Origin of the sequence: Streptomyces sp. NPDC021749 (genome assembly GCF_040640655.1) — a bacterium.
Lineage (GTDB): Bacteria > Actinomycetota > Actinomycetes > Streptomycetales > Streptomycetaceae > Streptomyces.
The window spans coordinates 119619-136712 of the sequence record NZ_JBFACE010000008.1 but is presented as its reverse complement, the minus strand read 5'-3'; the positions used below and the strand labels follow the sequence as shown (position 1 = coordinate 136712).

Genomic DNA, 17094 nt, shown 5'->3' with positions numbered 1-17094 from the left:
GCCGGGTACGTGGGGGAGCAGCCAAGCCCAGCGGATTGTCAGTGCGGGCGGATACCGTCTAACCGTGGCACCACGTATCACCGACCCCGAGCAGCTCAAGGAGCTGCTCGGGATTCCGTTCACCCCGGAGCAGACGGCGTGCATCACCGCGCCGCCCGCGCCGCAGGTCATCGTGGCCGGGGCCGGGTCCGGCAAGACCACGGTGATGGCTGCGCGGGTGGTGTGGCTGGTCGGCACCGGGCAGGTCGCCCCCGAGCAGGTCCTCGGGCTGACCTTCACCAACAAGGCCGCCGGTGAGCTGGCCGAGCGGGTCCGCGCCGCTCTCGTCAGGGCCGGGGTGACCGACCCGGAGCCCGTGCCGGTCAGCGCCGAGGCCGTCGTCGGCGAACCCCGCATCTCCACCTACCACGCCTTCGCCGGCCAGCTCCTCAAGGACCACGGCCTGCGCATCGGCCTGGAACCCAGCGCCCGGCTGCTCGCCGACGCCACCCGCTTCCAGCTCGCCGCCCGTACCCTGCGCACCGCCCCCGGGCCCTACCCGGCGCTCACCACCTCCCTGCCCACCCTCGTGGAGGACCTCCTCGCCCTGGACGCCGAGCTCGCCGAGCACCTCGTGGACCCGGCCGAGCTCCGCGCGTACGACACCGGCCTGCTCGCCGCCCTCGACGGGGTCAAGCTCAGCAACGCCGATCTGCGCAAGGTCCCCGAGACCGCCCGCGCCCGCCTGGAGCTCCTCGACCTCGTCGCCGCCTACCGCAGCGAGAAGCGCCGCCGCGACCTGCTCGACTTCGGCGATCAGATCGCCCACTCCGCCACCCTCGCCACCACCCGCCCCGAGGTGGGCCGGATCCTGCGCGACGAATTCCGGGTCGTCCTGCTCGACGAGTACCAGGACACCTCCGTCGCCCAGCGGCTGCTGCTCTCCGGCCTCTTCGGCGCCGCGAACGGCACGCCCACCGGGCACGCCGTCACCGCCGTCGGCGACCCCTGCCAGGCCATCTACGGCTGGCGCGGCGCCTCCGTCGCCAACCTCGACGACTTCCCCGCCCACTTCCCCTTCGCGGACGGCACCCCCGCCCGCCGGTACGCGCTCAGCGAGAACCGCCGCAGCGGCGGCCGCCTCCTCGACCTCGCCAACGGCCTCGCCGCCCCGCTCCGCCGCATGCACGAAGGCGTCGAAGCGCTCCGCCCCGCCCCCGGCGCCGAACGCGACGGCACCGTCCGCTGCGCCCTGCTGCCCACCCACGCCGAAGAACTCCGCTGGCTCGCCGACTCCCTCGCCCACCTCGTCCGCACCGGCACCCCGCCCGGCGAGATCGCCGTCCTGTGCCGCACCGCCGGGGACTTCGCCCACATCCAGGGCGAACTCGTCGCCCGCGACATCCCCGTCGAGGTCGTCGGCCTCTCCGGACTCCTGCACCTCCCCGAGATCGCCGACCTCGTCGCCGTCTGCGAAGTGCTCCAGGACCCGACCGCCAACGCCTCACTCGTCCGCCTCCTGATCGGCCCCCGCTGGCGGATCGGCCCCCGCGACCTCGCCCTCCTCGGCCGCCGCGCCCGCACCCTCGTCCACCACGGCGCACCGTCCGACGACCCCGCACAACGCCTCGCCGAAGCCGTCGAAGGCACCGACCCCGCCGAGACCCTCTCCCTCGCCGACGCCCTCGACACCTTCCTGGAGGCCGACGGCCCCGACGACGGCCTGCCGTTCTCCCCCGAGGCGCGGGTGCGCTTCGCCCACCTCGCCACGGAGCTCCGCGACCTCCGGCGCTCCCTGGCCGACCCGCTCATGGACGTGCTCCACCGGGTGCTCGCCACCACCGGCCTCGAAGTCGAGCTCTCCGCGTCCCCGCACGCCCTCGCCGCCCGCCGCCGCGAAACCCTCGGCACCTTCCTCGACATCGCCGCCGGATTCGCCGCCAAACAGGGCGGCGAATCCCTCGACGGCGAAGCCACCCTGCTCGCCTTCCTCGGCTTCCTGCGTACCGCCGTCCAGTACGAGAAGGGCCTCGACAGCTCCCTCCCCGGCGGCGACAACACCGTCAAGGTGCTCACCGCCCACAAGTCCAAGGGCCTCGAATGGGACGTCGTCGCCGTCCCCGGCCTCGTCGCCAAGCAGTTCCCCAGCGAACAGTCCCGCGAGTCCTGGACCAGCCGCGCCAAGGTCCTGCCGCACGCCCTCCGCGGCGACGCCGCCACCCTCCCCGACGTCGAGGAATGGGCCGCCCGCGGCATCAAGGACTTCAAGGAGGCGATGAAGCACCACCAGCAGACCGAGGAACTCCGCCTCGGCTACGTCACCTTCACCCGCCCCCGCTCCCTGCTGCTCGGCTCCGGCCACTGGTGGGGCCCCCACCAGAAGCGGCCGCGCGGCCCGTCCGCCTTCCTGGACGCGCTGCGCGAGCACTGCGAGGCCGGCCACGGCGAGATCGAGCACTGGGCCGACCCGCCCGAGGAGGGCGCCGAGAACCCCACCCTCGCCGAGGCCGCCGCCGAACAGGCCTGGCCCCTCCCGCTCGACCCCGCCGCCCTGGCCCGCCGCCGCACCGCAGCGGCCGCGGTCCGCGCCCACCTGACCCGCCACCAGACCGCCCGGCCGCCCGCCACCACGCCTTCCGCTTCCTCTTCCACCGTCTCTTCGTCCGCCTCCGCCTCCGCCTCCGTCAGCGCGCCCTCTCCCGCGTACGACCCGGAGTGGCCGCCGGCCCCGCCGGAGGAGGAGTGGGAGGCCGACCCGTACGGCATCCCGGAGGACGACGAGGCGTACGCGTACGGCCGGCCCGAGGCGGACCCCTTCGAGGACGGGGCCCCGTACGGCGAAGGCGAGCCGTTCGGGGAAGGGGACCCGTACGGGGAAGGGGGCCCGTACGGGGAAGGGGACCCGTACGGGGAAGGCGAGCCGTTCGAGGAGCCGGACGCGGGCGCGCCCCCGGATGGCCGGCATCCGGAGGCGGGCCCGTACGACGATGCACCCGGCGCACCCGGTGCGCCCGTCGCGATCCCGCGGCCCCGTATCGCCGGCACCGGCCCGGACCCGCTGCTCCCCGAGGAGCGCCGCATCCTCGCTTCCTGGGACCGCGACCTGGAGGCGCTCGCCGGCGAGCTGCGCCGCTCCCGCGCCACCGTCCGCGAGGTCCCGCTGCCCGCCGCACTCAGCGCCACCCAGCTGCTCCGCCTCGCCGCCGACCCGGACGGCTTCGCCCGCGAGCTGGCCCGCCCCATGCCGCGCCCGCCCCAGCCCGGTGCCCGCCGCGGCACCCGCTTCCACGCCTGGGTCGAGTCCCGCTTCGAAGAGCTGGCCCTCCCGCTGCTCGGCCCCGACGAACTGCCGGGCGCCGACGACCCCGCCGCCGACCGGATCACCGACGAACACGACCTGGAAACCCTCAAGGAGGCGTTCGCCCGTACCCCCTACGCCCACCGCACCCCCCACCGCGTCGAGGCGCCGTTCCAGCTGATCCTCGCCGGACGGGTGATCCGCGGCCGGATCGACGCCGTCTACAAGGAGCGCGGCCCCGACGGCGACCGCTACGAGATCATCGACTGGAAGACCGGCCGCACCCAGACCGCCGACCCCCTCCAGCTCGCCATCTACCGCCTCGCCTGGGCCGAACGGCACGGCCTGCCCCCGTCCGCCGTCGGCGCCGCCTTCCTCTACGTCCGCACCGGCGAGCTCGTCCGGCCCACCCGCCTCCCCGGCCGCGCCGGACTCGAACGCATCCTGCTGGGCGAGACCGACGACCGGCCTCCCCCGGAAGGCCGATAGGCTCGGTCGTATGAGCACCACCCCGGACAGCGCCGTCCGCGCGTACCTCGACAGCCACCGCGACGCCTTCCTCGGCGACCTCGCCGAGTGGCTGCGCATCCCCTCCGTGTCCGCCGACCCGGACCGCGCCCCCGACGTACGCCGCAGCGCCGAATGGCTCGCCGCCAAGCTCACCGACACCGGCTTCCCGACCACCGAGATCTGGGAGACCGAGGGCGACGGCCTGCCCGCCGTCTTCGCCGAATGGCCCTCCGGCGACCCGTCCGCGCCCACCGTGCTCGTCTACGGCCACCACGACGTGCAGCCCGCCGCCCGCGAGGACGGCTGGCACACCGACCCCTTCGAGCCGCAGATCCTCGACGGCAGGCTCTACGCCCGCGGCGCCGCCGACGACAAGGGCCAGGTGTTCTTCCACACCCTCGGCGTCCGCGCCCACCTCGCCGCCACCGGCCGCACCGCCCCCGCCGTCAACCTCAAACTGCTCATCGAGGGTGAGGAGGAGTCCGGCTCCCCGAACTTCCCCGCCCTGATCGAGAAGCACGCCGACCGCCTCGCCTGCGACGCCGTGATCGTCTCCGACACCGGCATGTGGTCCAGGGACACCCCCACCGTCTGCACCGGCATGCGCGGACTGACGGACTGTCAGATCGATCTGTACGGCCCCGACCAGGACATCCACTCCGGATCCTTCGGTGGCGCGGTGCCCAACCCCGCCACCGAGGCCGCCCGGCTGGCCGCCGCACTCCACGACGCCGACCGCCGGGTCGCCGTCCCCGGCTTCTACGACGGCGTGATCGAACTCACCGACCGCGAACGGCAACTCTTCGCCGAGCTGCCCTTCGACGAGGAGGAGTGGCTGCGCACCGCACACTCCCACGCCACCCTCGGCGAGGCCGGCACCACCACCCTGGAGCGCCTCTGGGCCCGCCCCACCGCCGAGGTCAACGGCATCGGCGGCGGCTACCAGGGCCCCGGCGGCAAGACCATCGTGCCGTCCACCGCCCAGCTGAAGCTCTCCTTCCGGCTGGTCGCCGGCCAGGACCCGGCCGCCGTCCAGCAGGCCGTACGCGACTGGGTCGCCGCACAGCTCCCGCCCGGCATCCGGCACACGATCACCTTCTGGGGCGCCACCCGCCCCTGCCTCACCCCGCTCGACCACCCCGCGCTCCAGTCCGTCGTCCGCGCCATGGGACGCGCCTTCGGCCAGAAGATCCGCTTCACCCGCGAGGGCGGCTCCGGCCCGGCCGCCGACCTCCAGGACGTCCTCGGCGTCCCGGTCCTCTTCCTCGGCATCTCCGTCCCCTCCGACGGCTGGCACGCACCGAACGAAAAGGTCGAACTCGACCTGCTGATGAAGGGCGTCGAAACCGCCGCCCACCTGTGGGGCGACCTGGCGGAGAACTGGCAGCGGACCTGACCGCACCGCGCCCGCCGTCCCGTTCCGCGCCCGTACGCAGCAATCACCCACGCCACAGGGGGAGTTGGAAACAGCAGTGACCACCTGGACCGACCACACCGCCGACCGGCCGATCACGTTCAGCGCGCCGAGCGGCATCGACCGCTCCGCCCACCACCGTCTCGACGAGGCATGGCTGGCGGCGGCCTGGAGCCACCCGACGACGCGCGTCTTCGTGGTGTCCGGCGGCCAGGCACTGATCGACGACACCCCCGACGGCCGCACCGAACTGATCATGACGCCGTCCTTCGAGGCGCCGCTGACCGAGGCCCACCGCTACTACCTCGGCACCGACGACGAGGGCATCAGCTACTTCGCCCTCCAGAAGGACACCCTCCCCGGCCGCATCGACCAGTCCGCGCGCCCGGCCGGCCTGCGCGAGGCGGGCCTGCTCCTCTCACCCCGGGACGCCGGCCTGCTCGTCCACGCCGTCGCCCTGGAGAACTGGCAGCGGCTGCACCGCTTCTGCTCCCGCTGCGGCGAACGCACGGTGATCGCGGCCGCCGGCCACATCCGCCGCTGCCCGGCCTGCGGCGCCGAGCACTACCCCCGTACCGACCCGGCCGTGATCATGCTCGTCACCGACGAGGACGACCGCGCCCTGCTCGGCCGCCAGGTCCACTGGCCCGAGGGCCGCTTCTCCACCCTCGCCGGCTTCGTCGAGCCGGGCGAGTCCGTCGAGCAGTCCGTGGCCCGCGAGGTCTACGAGGAGGCCGGCGTCGTCGTCGGCGACGTCGAATACGTCGCCAGCCAGCCCTGGCCCTTCCCCTCCAGCCTGATGCTGGGCTTCATGGCCCGCGCCACCTCGTCCGAGATCCAGGTGGACGGAGAGGAGATCGAAGAAGCCCGCTGGTTCTCCCGCGAGGACCTCCGTGCCGCCTTCGAATCCGGCGAGGTCCTGCCGCCCTACGGCATCTCCATCGCCGCCCGCCTGATCGAGCTCTGGTACGGCAAGCCGCTGCCCAAGCCGTGACGGGCTGAGCCGAGCGAGGCACGCCTCCCACGCACAGGAAAGGGCCGCCGCCCCGTCCCGTCACTGCGCGACGGAACGGACCGGCGGCCCTCAGCAATACACGTATGGGGCAGGCCCCCCACGAGGCAGGCCCTTATGGGGCAGGCCCCCGCGGGGCAGGCCTTTATGGGGCAGGCCCTCACTGGGGGGGCAGGCCCTCACGGGACCCGAGGTGCGGGCCGCAGGCGACCCGCACGCGACCGGTAGGCGTCCTGCATCAGGCGCGGCCGGTAGGTGGCCTGTCTCAGGCGACGCCCACCTTCTGCTTGACCTGCGCCAGGGAGGGGTTGGTCAGCGTCGTCCCGTCGGCAAAGAGCACAGTCGGCACCGTCTGGTTGCCGCCGTTGGCCTTCTCCACGAACGCCGCGGACTCCGGGTCCTGCTCGATGTTGATCTCGGTGTACGCGATTCCCTCACGGTCCATCTGGCTCTTCAGCCGACGGCAGTAACCGCACCAGGTCGTGCTGTACATCGTCACAGTGCCCGCCATGCGCCCCGCGCTCCTTCGTCAGTCGTGTCTCTCGTACCGCCCACTCGGCGCGGCCATCGGACACAACGCACGGGACGGTCGGGCAATTCCCGGAGACTTCAGCGGGGCCCCGCCGGGGTCGGCCCCCCGGCCCTCCTTCCCGCCCGTCCCTCCCCTCCCCGGAGCAGTTCTTGCGCGGCGGCGATGGATCACAAGGCATGGGGTGGCGGCAACCACGGAGACTTCGCCGGGCCCCCTTCGGGGGGCCGCCCCCACCCCCCCTCCCCTCCCCCCCAGCCGCGCCCACACCCCGCTACTACCTCACCCCCCAGCACCCGGCACCCAGAACCCAGCACCCCACCCCCAGCAATCCACACCCCAGCCCCAGCTCCGGCGGCCCCGCCCCGCCCTCCCCGCGCCTGCTCGGTTCGGCCGTTGGATCAAGCAAAGCACTCATCGTCCGCACGCGTCGCCGGCTGTCCACAGAGCCTGTGACGGGTACGACCGCAGGGGCGGGGCTGTGGACAGGCTTCCCAGCCGTCACCGTGGACCTGGCAGCATGGCGGGGTGACAGCAGCAACGGACTCCTCTCTCTTCCCGTCGGCCCCGGACTCGGCCGACGGGGTGCTGGACGGGCTCGACCCCGAGCAGCGGGAGGTAGCGACGGCGCTGCACGGTCCGGTGTGCGTGCTGGCCGGTGCCGGGACGGGCAAGACGCGGGCGATCACCCACCGGATCGCGTACGGGGTGCGGGCCGGGATCCTGCAGCCCGCGAGTGTGCTCGCCGTCACGTTCACCGCGCGCGCGGCCGGCGAGATGCGCGGCCGGCTGCGGCAGCTCGGGGCGGGCGGGGTCCAGGCCCGGACGTTCCACTCCGCGGCGCTGCGCCAGCTGCAGTTCTTCTGGCCGAAGGCGGTGGGCGGCGAGCTGCCGCGGCTGCTGGAGCGGAAGGCGCAGCTCGTCGCCGAGGCGGGTGCGCGCTGCCGGGTCCGGCTGGACCGCAATGAGCTGCGCGATGTCACGGCCGAGATCGAGTGGTCCAAGGTCACCCAGACCGTGCCGGCGGACTATCCGGCCGCGGTCGTCAAGGCGGGCCGGGAGGCGCCGCGCGACCCGGCCGAGACGGGGCAGATCTACGCCACCTACGAGCAGCTCAAGCGCGACCGGGGTGCCATCGACTTCGAGGATGTGCTGTTGCTCACGGTCGGCGTGCTGCAGGACCGGCACGACATCGCCGAGCAGGTCCGTGCCCAGTACCAGCACTTCGTCGTCGACGAGTATCAGGACGTCAGCCCGCTCCAGCAGCGGCTGCTGGATCTGTGGCTGGGGGACCGGGACAGTCTGTGCGTGGTCGGTGACGCCAGCCAGACGATCTACAGCTTCACCGGCGCCACCCCCGATTACCTCCTGAACTTCCGCACCCGCCATCCGCACGCCACCGTCGTCCGGCTGGTCCGCGACTACCGCTCCACCCCGCAGGTGGTGCACCTGGCCAACGGTCTGCTCTCGCAGGCCAAGGGGCGCGCGGCCGAGCACCGCTTGGAGCTGGTCTCGCAGCGCGAGTCCGGCCCGGAGCCGGTCTACACGGAGTACGCCGACGAGCCCGCGGAGGCCGAGGGCACCGCCCGCCGGATCCGGGACCTGATCGCGTCGGGGGTGCCGGCCAGTGAGATCGCGGTGCTCTTCCGGGTCAACGCCCAGTCGGAGGTCTACGAGCAGGCGCTGGCCGATGTCGGTGTGCCGTACCAGCTGCGGGGGGCCGAGCGGTTCTTCGAGCGGCCGGAGGTGCGCGAGGCCGGGATCAAACTGCGCGGCGCCGCCCGTTTCGGGGCCAACGACACGCTGCTCGACGATGCGTCGGACCTGCCCTCGGAGGTGCGGGCGGTGCTCAGCGACATGGGCTGGACGGGCGAACCGCCGGCCGGTTCGGGGGCGGCGCGGGACCGCTGGGAGTCGCTGGCCGCCCTGGTGCGGCTCGCCGAGGAGTTCGCCCGTGCGCGGCCCGGGGCCTCGCTGGCGGATTTCGTCGCCGAGCTGGACGAGCGGGCCAACGCGCAGCACGCGCCGACGGTCGAGGGGGTGACGCTGGCCTCGCTGCATGCCGCGAAGGGTCTGGAGTGGGACGCCGTGTTCCTGGTGGGGCTGACCGAGGGCATGATGCCGATCACGTACGCCCGGACGGACGAGCAGATAGAGGAGGAACGCCGGCTGCTCTATGTGGGCGTCACCCGTGCGCGGTGTCATCTGGCGCTGTCGTGGTCGCTGGCGCGGTCCCCGGGCGGCCGGGTGTCCCGCAGTGCCAGCCGCTTTCTGACCGGGCTGCGGCCGGGCTCCGGGGCGGTGGGCGGGCGTCGTACGCAGGGCGCGGTGCTGCGCGGTGTGGAGCGTGGTGGGGCGGCGGCCGCGGCGCCGCAGCGTCCCCGGCACCGTCGTCCGGCCCGGTGCCGGGTGTGCAACCGCACGCTGACGGATGCCGGCGAGATGAAGCTGATGCGGTGTGAGGACTGCCCGTCGGAGCTGGACGAGGCGCTGTACGAGCGGCTGCACGCGTGGCGGGCGGAGCAGGCTTCCCGGTCCCGGCAGCCGGCCTACTGCATCTTCACGGACAAGACGCTGATGGCCATCGCCGAGGCGGTGCCGGGAACCGAATCGGAGCTTGCGGTCATCTCAGGTGTGGGGCGGCGCAAGTTCGACCGGTACGGCAGCGACGTGCTGGCAATCTGCGCCGGCGAGGAGCTCACGGGAACCTCGGGCGAGGGGTCCGGAGGCGGCGCGGAAAACTCGTCGGAAAAATAGTTTGCGCGCGCGGAGCGCAGCCCCATAGCCTGCGTGAGCAACGGAGACAACGGAACTTCCGAGATCCGATGGATCCGTGCTGTACTTGAACACCCTGGAACGGGTTTTTCCGTTCCACCGAGACGCCGAGAGGAGGCGAGCCCAGTGATCAGCTTCATCGAGACGAACAAAATGACCGATCGCTCGGTCGTCGCCACCTGCACGCTCGGCTCCTCGCTCCGTGGCACCGGTCTGTCCGGCTTCGGCCGCCTTTCCGGTACCGAGGTCGCGCGCCCCGAGTCCCTCGCTGTGCTGACGCGCAGTGAGCGCACCGCGCGACCGACCGGGGCACCTGCGGCAGTGGCAGTGGCGGCCGAGGCGAATGCCTTTGCCTTCGCGGCGGCGGCCAACGGTGCCGAATCCCGGGAGCAGTACCAGAAGCAGCATGAGATGTGGGCCTACCGCGGCCTCGAACCCTGGAGAGATCCAGCCTGATCGGCAGATCAGGTCGGCACCTTCCAGGGCCGCGGAACCCACACCGGGATCCGCGGCCCTTTTGTTTGCCCCACATGCCCGCCACCAGCGGGCCACAACAGACGAGGAACACACACCGTGCAACTCAAGACGCACACCCCGTCCGTAGCCACCGACCTGATCCCTCCGCCCGACCCCCAGGAGAACTCCTTGCTGCCCCTCACCGAGCTCGACGACGAGATCGACCGCCTCGGCGCCGCCGTGCCGTGCCGTACCTACGACCCGGAGGTCTTCTTCGCGGAGTCCCCGGCCGACGTCGAGTACGCCAAGACGCTGTGCCAGTCCTGTCCGGTGCGGGAGGCCTGCCTCGCCGGCGCCAAGGACCGCCGTGAGCCCTGGGGTGTCTGGGGTGGCGAGCTCTTCGTCCAGGGCGTTGTCGTGCCGCGGAAGCGTCCGCGTGGCCGTCCGCGCAAGAACCCGGTTGCGGCATGAACACCACCGGCGCAGGAACGATCGACCGTCCCCTCACACGGGATCCCAAGAAGCAGGACCTCACGATGAACCCGACCTTCACCGACACGCCCGTCCCCGTGAACGCCGACGCGATCGAGTCGCGTCAGAACAGGAACTTCGCCATGCAACTCATCCCAGAAGCCCTGGCTCGTGCGCATATGCATGAACGCCTGCGGGAGGCCGAGTCCGAACGCAGGGGGCACCGGCTCGCCGCCGCGCGGCGGATGCAGCGGCGTGCCGAGCGGGCGTCGCTCCGTGCCCGCCGGGCGCTGGCCATGGCCGTGATGCAGTAGGGCGGTGGGCGGTCCGTGCCCCCGGCATTGGGCGGCGCTGACACCACCTTCCACGGGGTCCGTCCGACAGGGCGGGCCCCGTGGTGCGTTGCGCCCCGGTTCACCGGGTTGACGGGGATATCGTCGGATGGTGAACCAGAGGACGCATCATGAGGCGCAGTTGGCCGACGGGACGACGGTGTGTGCCGGCTGCGGCGCCGTCGCCGAGGGCACACCGCCGACCTGGACCTGCTCCGTCGAGAACGGCGAGCGCCGTTACTTCTGCGACCGCTGTGCCCGGGAGAACATCCGGGCCATCGAGGGACGCCTGGATTCCAGCTGGTGGTGAGGTACGGCAGGCGGGAGCTCAGGCGGTGGTCTCTTGGGCGGCCTCCTCGTCGATGCCCGTACCGGGGCCGTCCGGGTCCTCGTCCGGGCCGTGGTCGTTGCCGGTGAGGTCGCGGCCGGCGGGCTCGTGCTCGGGGACGAAGCCGGGCATCCATGCCTCCAGCTCGTCCCGCAGCCGTACGGTCGCGCCGAGCTGGCACAGCACGCCGATGGTGCTCAAGGTCACACGGTGGATCAGCAGGTACGCGGGCGGCAGGTTGAGCTGCTTGCCCAACTGGTAGGCGGGGGAGCGCGGATCGCCGACCCGGGCGGCCTGCTGGCGCATCCAGCTGCGGGTGAAGGTGAACGCGTCGACCTGCGCGGGCTCGATGATCGGCAGCAGATACTCCAGCACCGCGTCGGGGTCCAGCTCGATGGACTCCTTGACGAAGCCCTCCTCGCACAGCAGCTGGTAGACCGCGTCCGCCTCGCCGTCCAGGGTCATCCGCAGCGACGCGCCGATCGTGGCCGGCAGTCCGTCGGGCAGTCGGTCGACGGTGCCGAAGTCCAGTACGCCCAGCCGCCATTCCTCGGCTGGGGAGTCGGGGGAGTCGCCGGCCAGCAGCCGGAAGTTGCCCGGGTGCGGGTCGGCGTGCAGAAGTCCGGTGCGGGCCGGGCCGGAGAACAGGAAGCGGGCCAGCAACTGGCCGGCGCGGTCCCGCTGCTCGTCCGTGCCGTCCGCGATCACCTCGGACAGCGGCACGCCGTCCATCCACTCCGTCACCAGCACTTGGTCGCGCTGGTGCACCACGGCCGGCACGAACACGTCCGGATCGTCGGCGAACTCCTCGGCATGGGCCCGCTGGGCGTCCGCCTCCAGGGAGTAGTCCAGCTCCTCGGAGACCCGGTCGCGCAACTCGCTGATCAGGGGCTTGATGTCCATACCGGGCACGAGCGGGCCCAGCAGCCGGGCGAACCGGCTCAGCTGCGCCAGGTCCGACAGCAGCGCTTTTCCGGCGCCGGGGTACTGCACCTTGACGGCCACCTCGCGGCCGTCGTGCCAGACCGCGCGGTGCACCTGGCCGATGGAGGCCGCCGCGGCGGGTTTGTCCTCGAACTCCTCGAACAGCTCGCGCCAGTCCTCGCCGAGCCGTTCCGCCAGTACGGCGTGGACCGTGCTCGTCGGCATCGGCGGGGCCGCTTCCTGAAGCTTCGTCAGGGCGGCGCGGTACGGGCCGGCGATCTCCTCGGGGAGGGCCGACTCGAACACGGACAGGGCCTGCCCGAACTTCATCGCCCCGCCCTTCAGCTCACCGAGGACCTTGAAGAGCTGTTCCGCGGTGCGCTGTTGGAGCTCCCGGCCGACGATCTCGGCGGATCTGCCGCCGATCCGTTTGCCCAGGCCCCAGGTGGCGCGGCCGGCGAACCCCAGTGGCAGCGCGGCCAGCTTGGCGGTGCGGGTGACCGCCTTGCGGGGAAGATCAGACATGCGCCCCTCCAACTCACACTGTCCCCCAACCGGGGTTACCCCGTCATTGTGGCGTGTCATGGCCGAGGATCCGAGGCGCCTGCCGCACACAGCGAAGCGGCGGCCCCGCAGCCGCACTCCGGATGCGGCTCGATCCGCACCGTGCGCACGCCCGCACACGGCAGCGCCAGCTCCATCCGCGCCCCCGTGCACGGCGGGAGTTCCCCGTCGAGGAACGCCAGCGCCTGGACGGCGGCGAGGCCCGCGACCGTGGTGGCCAGCGCGGTGTCGCAGGCCGGCACCGCGGGGGCGGCACGGCCCGACCGCCACTGGGCCAGCAGCCGCGGCCAGGCCGGTTCCGCGTCCGTGCGGCGCAGTTCGTCGCAGCGGGCGCAGGCCGTGCCGCCGGGCAGCACCAGCGGGCCCACCACACCCGTGCCCTCGATCACGCCGGCGTAAAGGTGCGGGATGCCGGCGCTCAGCAGCGGCTCGGACAGTACGGGGTCGGGGGCGTAGGCGCCGAGCCCGTCGCGCGGGGCGAGCACCACCAGCGACAGACCGGGTTCGCCGGATTCGCTGACCGGCACCCCCGCGGGCCGCTGGCGGCGGCTCCAGGGGGAGGCGTGGTGGACCAGCCGCTCCGCGGCCTCCTTGCGCGGTTCACCGATCCGCTCGGCGGTAAGGCCGCCGGGTGTCACGTCCCACGGCGCGACCTTGCCGCCGTCGAACACCTCGACCCGGCCGATGCCGGCGGCCGCGAGCTGCGCGGCCACCAGCGCGCCCACCTTCCCCAGCCCCTTGATCCGCGCCCGGACCGCCCGACGCGCCCCCATCCGCCCCAGGGCGCCGGCCGGCTCCCGGTGCTGCACCGAGAGGGAGGCCAGGTCGGCCCGCAGCTGCTCATGGGCGGGCCGGTCGGCGCGTACGGCATCGGCCGCCGGGCCGCCCGCGGTGGGCGCCTCCAGCAGCCCGGCCGCGCCGAGGCGCCCGACCACTCCCCGCACATGATCCGGTGGCAGGTCCAGTAACGCGGCCTCGTCGATGAGTTGCTGCATGGTGCGGGTGCCGTCGATCAGGGTGAGGAAGCTGCCGGTGGCCGTGTCGAGCGGCCCCAGCACCATCGCATGGGCCGGCGCCACGCCGAACCGCACCGTTTCCCTGTCCCGCCAGCCGCGCCGCAGCGCGGGCTTGAGCATCGGATGCATGTCATCCGCCCCCGTCCTTCGTCGTCCGGCCTTCAGCATGCGCCCTGTCGCGGATCGGGGCCGAAGTTATCCACAGGCCGGGGAAGGATTTGTCATACGAGCTGTGCCCGCCATGGAGTGGTTCGGCGGCGAACCGACCGCGGGTCGGGACTTCCCGCCGGGCCAGCGGGTAACGTCGGGCGCGTGCCCGCCGACCCTTCCGCCCACGGCCTTGGGGAGACGCCCCTGCGCCGCGCCGCTGACGCCTCGCGCGGGGCTTCCCCGACCCAGAAGGCCCGCAGTTCGGGCACCAGCGCCGTCGAGGTGCGCCGCAGTTCACGGCGGCGGCGGACGGTCTCCGCGTACCGCGAGGGCGACCGCACCGTCGTGCTGATCCCGGCCCGGATGTCCGAGGCCGAGGAGCAGCGCTGGGTGACGGTGATGCTGGACAGGCTCGCCGCCCAGGAGAGCAAGCGGATGCTCGGCGACGGGGAGCTGGCCGAGCGCGCCGGGCGGCTGTCGGAGCAGTTCCTCGGCGGCCGCGCCCGGCCGGTGTCGGTGCGCTGGGTGACCAACCAGAACACCCGCTGGGGATCGTGCACCCCGGCGGAGGGCAGCATCCGCCTGTCGCACCGCCTCCAGGGCATGCCGGAGTACGTCATCGACTACGTCCTGCTGCACGAGCTCGCGCATCTGCTCGTGCCCGGCCACGGCCCGGAGTTCTGGCGGCTGCTGGAGCCCTATCCCCGTACGGAACGGGCCCGCGGCTATCTCGAAGGGGTGGTTGCGGCCGATCGGCTGCCCCATCTGCCCGCGGCCCGCCGGGAATAGCGTGCCCGGACGGGCCGGAAGCCGCGCGTGCCCCGGCATCGCCCGCTGTCACCGCCAGCGGTTAGCCTTGACCGCCCAGGAACTCACTGCGGGAGCGGGGGACGGGCGTTACGTATGGCCAGGGAATTCCAGCGGGGCCACAAGGCCAGGATCGGTGATCTCACGGCGGGGACGGACCTGTACGTCGGCGTGCAGATCGGCGGTCCCGGCCTGACCTTCGACATCAGCTGTTTCGGCCTGGACGCCGACGAACGGCTCTCCGACGACCGGTACTTCGTCTTCTTCAACCAGCCGAAATCGCCCGAGGAGGCCATCCAGCTGCTCGGCGCGCAGGCCGGCGACAACGAGTCCTTCCGGGTCACCCTCGACAAGATCCCGTCGCACATCCGGAAGTTGTCGTTCACCGCCGCGCTCGACGGCCCGGGCCAGGTCTCCCAGATCGGCCCCGGCTACCTCCGGATCGTGGCCGGCGGCGAGGAGGTCGCCCGCTACTCCTTCACGGGCAGCGAGTTCAGCACCGAACGCGCCGTCATGCTCGGCGACTTCTACCTCAAGGACGTGTGGCGGTTCGCCGCGGTCGGCCAGGGCTTCGACGGCGGGCTGGAGGCGCTGCTGAAGAACTTCGGCGGCGAGGTCGCCGAGGAGGCCGAGGCCCAGCAGGCCGGGGCGGCCGCGCCGGCGCAGGAGGTGCCCGGCTTCGCCCCGCCGTCCGGGCCCGCCACCCCGGCGCCGTCCTTCGGCGCACCGGCCGCGGCCCCCGTGCCCGAACAGCCCGCGCCGTCCTTCGGCCCGCCCCAGGGCGCAGCCCCCGCCCCGCAGCCGGCCCCCGCGCCGCCGAACCCGCAGCCCGCGGCCCCACAGCCCGCGACGCCGCAGGTCCACAGCGCGCCCACGATCGCCGCACCGCTCGCCGGGCCCGCAGGACCGGGAGTGCCGCCCGGCGTGCCCGCGCCGCCCCCCGCCCCCTACGGCCAGCCGGCGCCCGGCCAGAACCCGTACGGCCCGCCGCAGCCGCCGTCCGCCGGCTTCCCCGGCCAGCCGGCCCCGCCGGCGCCCCCGTACGGCGGCCAGGACCAGTTCCCGGGGCAGCCCGCTCCCTACGGCCAGCCGGGAGCGCAGCCTGCGGGCGCCCCGTACGGCGGCGGGCAGGCACCCGCAGTCCCCCAGGGCGGCGGCCCCGGCCTCGGCGTCGTACTGGAGAAGTACAAGGAAGCCCCCACCGGGCAGCGCTGGACGCCGCAGAACGGCAAGCTGATCCGCGCCGACCTCGGTGTCGACGGCCAGCCGGTGCTCGCCCGCCAGGGCAGCATGGTGCTCTACCAGGGCAAGGTCGACTTCAGCTACAAGGGCGCCGGCTTCCGCGGCCGGATCGTCGGCAACGCCACCGGCCAGGAGATGCAGCTGATGCGCTGCACCGGCCAGGGCCAGGTGTTCTTCGCGGAGAACAGCGCCCATGTCCACCCCATCGAGCTGCAGGGCGACGCGATCTGCGTGTCCGCCGAGTCCGTCCTCGCCTTCGACGAGTCGCTGCAGTACGAGGTCCGCCGGATCGAGGGCCACGGCATCCCCGGCGGCGCCCTGTTCACCATGCAGTTCCAGGGCACCGGCACCCTCGTCGTCACCACCCAGGGAACGCCCGTCGTGCTGCCGGTCACCCCGACCACCTTCGCCGACGCCAACGCCGTCGTGGCCTGGTCCGCCGGCTCCCAGGTGATCATCTCCAGTCAGGTGAGCCTGCGCCGGCACGCCTATCCGGGGCACTCCGGTGAGACCGTGAACCTCCAGTTCCGCGGTGCGCCCGGCAATTTCATCGTCGTCCAGCCCTACGAGGTCTGAGGGAGCCCGCACGTCATGAACCAGCAGCAGCTGTCGGGCCACGTCCCGACCCCGCCCGCCGCCCGGATGGAGAACCACGGCAGCTCCATGGTGAAGATCGCCATGCAGAGCGGCCAGGACGTCTTCGCCCGCACCGGCTCGATGATCGCCTACGAGGGCTTCGTCCAGTACGAGCCCAACCCGCCCGCCGTCCGCCAGATGGCCTCCCAGTGGCTCACCGGCGAGGGCGCGCCCCTGATGAAGTGCTCCGGCGACGGTCTGCTCTACCTCGCCGACTACGGCGCCGACGTGGTCTGCATCAACCTCGACGGCGATGCGCTCTCCGTCAACGGCACCAATCTCCTGGCCTTCGACGCGAGCCTCCAGTGGGGCGTGCAGCGCGTCAAGGGCATGGCGAAGTTCGCCGGCCAGGGCCTGTTCAACGTCGGGATCTCCGGCACCGGCTGGGTCGCGCTGACCTCCCGGGGCACGCCGGTCGTCGTCGACTGCGGCCGCGGCGAGGACGAGACCTACGTCGACCCGGACGCCCTGGTCGCCTGGTCGACCCACCTGAAGATGAAGGGCAAGCGCAGCTTCAAGGCGTCCTCGATGATCGGCCGCGGCAGCGGCGAGGCGTACCAACTCGGCTTCTCCGGCCAGGGGTTCGTCGTCGTCCAGCCCAGCGAGGACAGCACCGACCGGCTCCGGGCCCGGGGCTGAGGGGGAGGACCG

At 73.0% G+C, this 17094-nt stretch carries 14 protein-coding genes; 11 read left to right on the top strand and 3 right to left on the bottom strand.

Features of this window, described 5'->3' with window-relative positions:
* Positions 1 to 64 precede the first annotated feature (64 nt).
* The 3 genes from AB0G35_RS10730 to nudC all read left to right on the top strand — a co-directional run bounded on the left by AB0G35_RS10730 (position 65) and on the right by nudC (position 6195).
* Positions 65 to 3766: an ATP-dependent DNA helicase gene (locus AB0G35_RS10730; RefSeq protein WP_360946933.1), complete on the top strand. Its 3702-nt coding sequence runs from the start codon at positions 65 to 67 to the stop codon at positions 3764 to 3766.
* Between the two features lie 10 nt (positions 3767 to 3776).
* A complete protein-coding gene (locus AB0G35_RS10725) occupies positions 3777 to 5183 on the top strand; it encodes a dipeptidase (RefSeq protein ID WP_360946931.1) in 1407 nt (468 codons plus the stop codon).
* Between the two features lie 76 nt (positions 5184 to 5259).
* Positions 5260 to 6195, top strand: a complete 936-nt coding sequence (nudC, locus tag AB0G35_RS10720) for an NAD(+) diphosphatase (protein WP_360946929.1) — start codon at positions 5260 to 5262, stop codon at positions 6193 to 6195.
* A gap of 283 nt (positions 6196 to 6478) precedes the next feature.
* Here nudC and AB0G35_RS10715 read toward each other — a convergent pair whose 3' ends face one another.
* Positions 6479 to 6724, bottom strand: coding sequence for a mycoredoxin (locus tag AB0G35_RS10715; RefSeq protein WP_030417138.1), 246 nt, complete (start codon positions 6722 to 6724; stop codon positions 6479 to 6481).
* Positions 6725 to 7270: 546 nt separating this feature from the next.
* Here AB0G35_RS10715 and AB0G35_RS10710 point away from each other — a divergent pair.
* The 5 genes from AB0G35_RS10710 (at position 7271) to AB0G35_RS10690 (ending at position 11086) form a co-directional block, all read left to right on the top strand.
* Positions 7271 to 9499 (top strand): ATP-dependent DNA helicase UvrD2, encoded by a 2229-nt coding sequence (locus AB0G35_RS10710; protein WP_360946927.1) that lies wholly within the window; start codon positions 7271 to 7273, stop codon positions 9497 to 9499.
* 144 nt (positions 9500 to 9643) lie between these two features.
* Positions 9644 to 9973, top strand: a complete 330-nt coding sequence (locus AB0G35_RS10705; protein ID WP_360946925.1) for a hypothetical protein — start codon at positions 9644 to 9646, stop codon at positions 9971 to 9973.
* Between the two features lie 117 nt (positions 9974 to 10090).
* Positions 10091 to 10444: a WhiB family transcriptional regulator gene (locus AB0G35_RS10700; protein ID WP_360946923.1), complete on the top strand. Its 354-nt coding sequence runs from the start codon at positions 10091 to 10093 to the stop codon at positions 10442 to 10444.
* Entirely contained in the window at positions 10441 to 10758 is a 318-nt protein-coding gene (locus AB0G35_RS10695) for a hypothetical protein (protein WP_360946921.1), read from the top strand. Before AB0G35_RS10700 ends, AB0G35_RS10695 begins: the two co-directional genes overlap by 4 nt.
* A gap of 127 nt (positions 10759 to 10885) precedes the next feature.
* The gene (locus AB0G35_RS10690) at positions 10886 to 11086 is read left to right on the top strand and encodes a hypothetical protein (protein ID WP_360946919.1); all 201 of its coding nucleotides are present in this window, start codon (positions 10886 to 10888) and stop codon (positions 11084 to 11086) included.
* Between the two features lie 18 nt (positions 11087 to 11104).
* Here the strand turns inward: AB0G35_RS10690 and AB0G35_RS10685 are convergent, their stop codons facing one another.
* Positions 11105 to 12553 (bottom strand): AarF/ABC1/UbiB kinase family protein, encoded by a 1449-nt coding sequence (locus tag AB0G35_RS10685; RefSeq protein WP_360946917.1) that lies wholly within the window; start codon positions 12551 to 12553, stop codon positions 11105 to 11107.
* Between the two features lie 56 nt (positions 12554 to 12609).
* Complete coding sequence (locus tag AB0G35_RS10680; RefSeq protein ID WP_360946915.1) at positions 12610 to 13737, bottom strand: ThiF family adenylyltransferase; 1128 nt, start codon at positions 13735 to 13737, stop codon at positions 12610 to 12612.
* A 183-nt stretch (positions 13738 to 13920) separates the two neighbouring features.
* Between AB0G35_RS10680 and AB0G35_RS10675 the strand changes: the two genes are divergently transcribed.
* The 3 genes from AB0G35_RS10675 (at position 13921) to AB0G35_RS10665 (ending at position 17082) form a co-directional block, all read left to right on the top strand.
* A complete protein-coding gene (locus AB0G35_RS10675; protein ID WP_360946913.1) occupies positions 13921 to 14547 on the top strand; it encodes a M48 family metallopeptidase in 627 nt (208 codons plus the stop codon).
* A gap of 114 nt (positions 14548 to 14661) precedes the next feature.
* Complete coding sequence (locus tag AB0G35_RS10670; protein WP_360946911.1) at positions 14662 to 16383, top strand: TerD family protein; 1722 nt, start codon at positions 14662 to 14664, stop codon at positions 16381 to 16383.
* 15 nt (positions 16384 to 16398) lie between these two features.
* Entirely contained in the window at positions 16399 to 17082 is a 684-nt protein-coding gene (locus AB0G35_RS10665) for an AIM24 family protein (RefSeq protein WP_360946909.1), read from the top strand.
* The last annotated feature ends 12 nt before the right edge of the window (positions 17083 to 17094 follow it).

What these genes read in the sequence shown, in the direction of transcription:
- AB0G35_RS10695 (WP_360946921.1), top strand. Translation starts at nt 10,441, where the DNA reads ATGAACACCACCGGCGCAGGAACGATCGACCGTCCCCTCACACGGGAT.
- AB0G35_RS10685 (WP_360946917.1), bottom strand. Translation starts at nt 12,553, where the DNA reads ATGTCTGATCTTCCCCGCAAGGCGGTCACCCGCACCGCCAAGCTGGCC.
- AB0G35_RS10690 (WP_360946919.1), top strand. Translation starts at nt 10,886, where the DNA reads ATGGTGAACCAGAGGACGCATCATGAGGCGCAGTTGGCCGACGGGACG.
- AB0G35_RS10680 (WP_360946915.1), bottom strand. Translation starts at nt 13,737, where the DNA reads ATGCATCCGATGCTCAAGCCCGCGCTGCGGCGCGGCTGGCGGGACAGG.
- AB0G35_RS10670 (WP_360946911.1), top strand. Translation starts at nt 14,662, where the DNA reads ATGGCCAGGGAATTCCAGCGGGGCCACAAGGCCAGGATCGGTGATCTC.
- AB0G35_RS10715 (WP_030417138.1), bottom strand. Translation starts at nt 6,724, where the DNA reads ATGGCGGGCACTGTGACGATGTACAGCACGACCTGGTGCGGTTACTGC.
- AB0G35_RS10665 (WP_360946909.1), top strand. Translation starts at nt 16,399, where the DNA reads ATGAACCAGCAGCAGCTGTCGGGCCACGTCCCGACCCCGCCCGCCGCC.
- AB0G35_RS10725 (WP_360946931.1), top strand. Translation starts at nt 3,777, where the DNA reads ATGAGCACCACCCCGGACAGCGCCGTCCGCGCGTACCTCGACAGCCAC.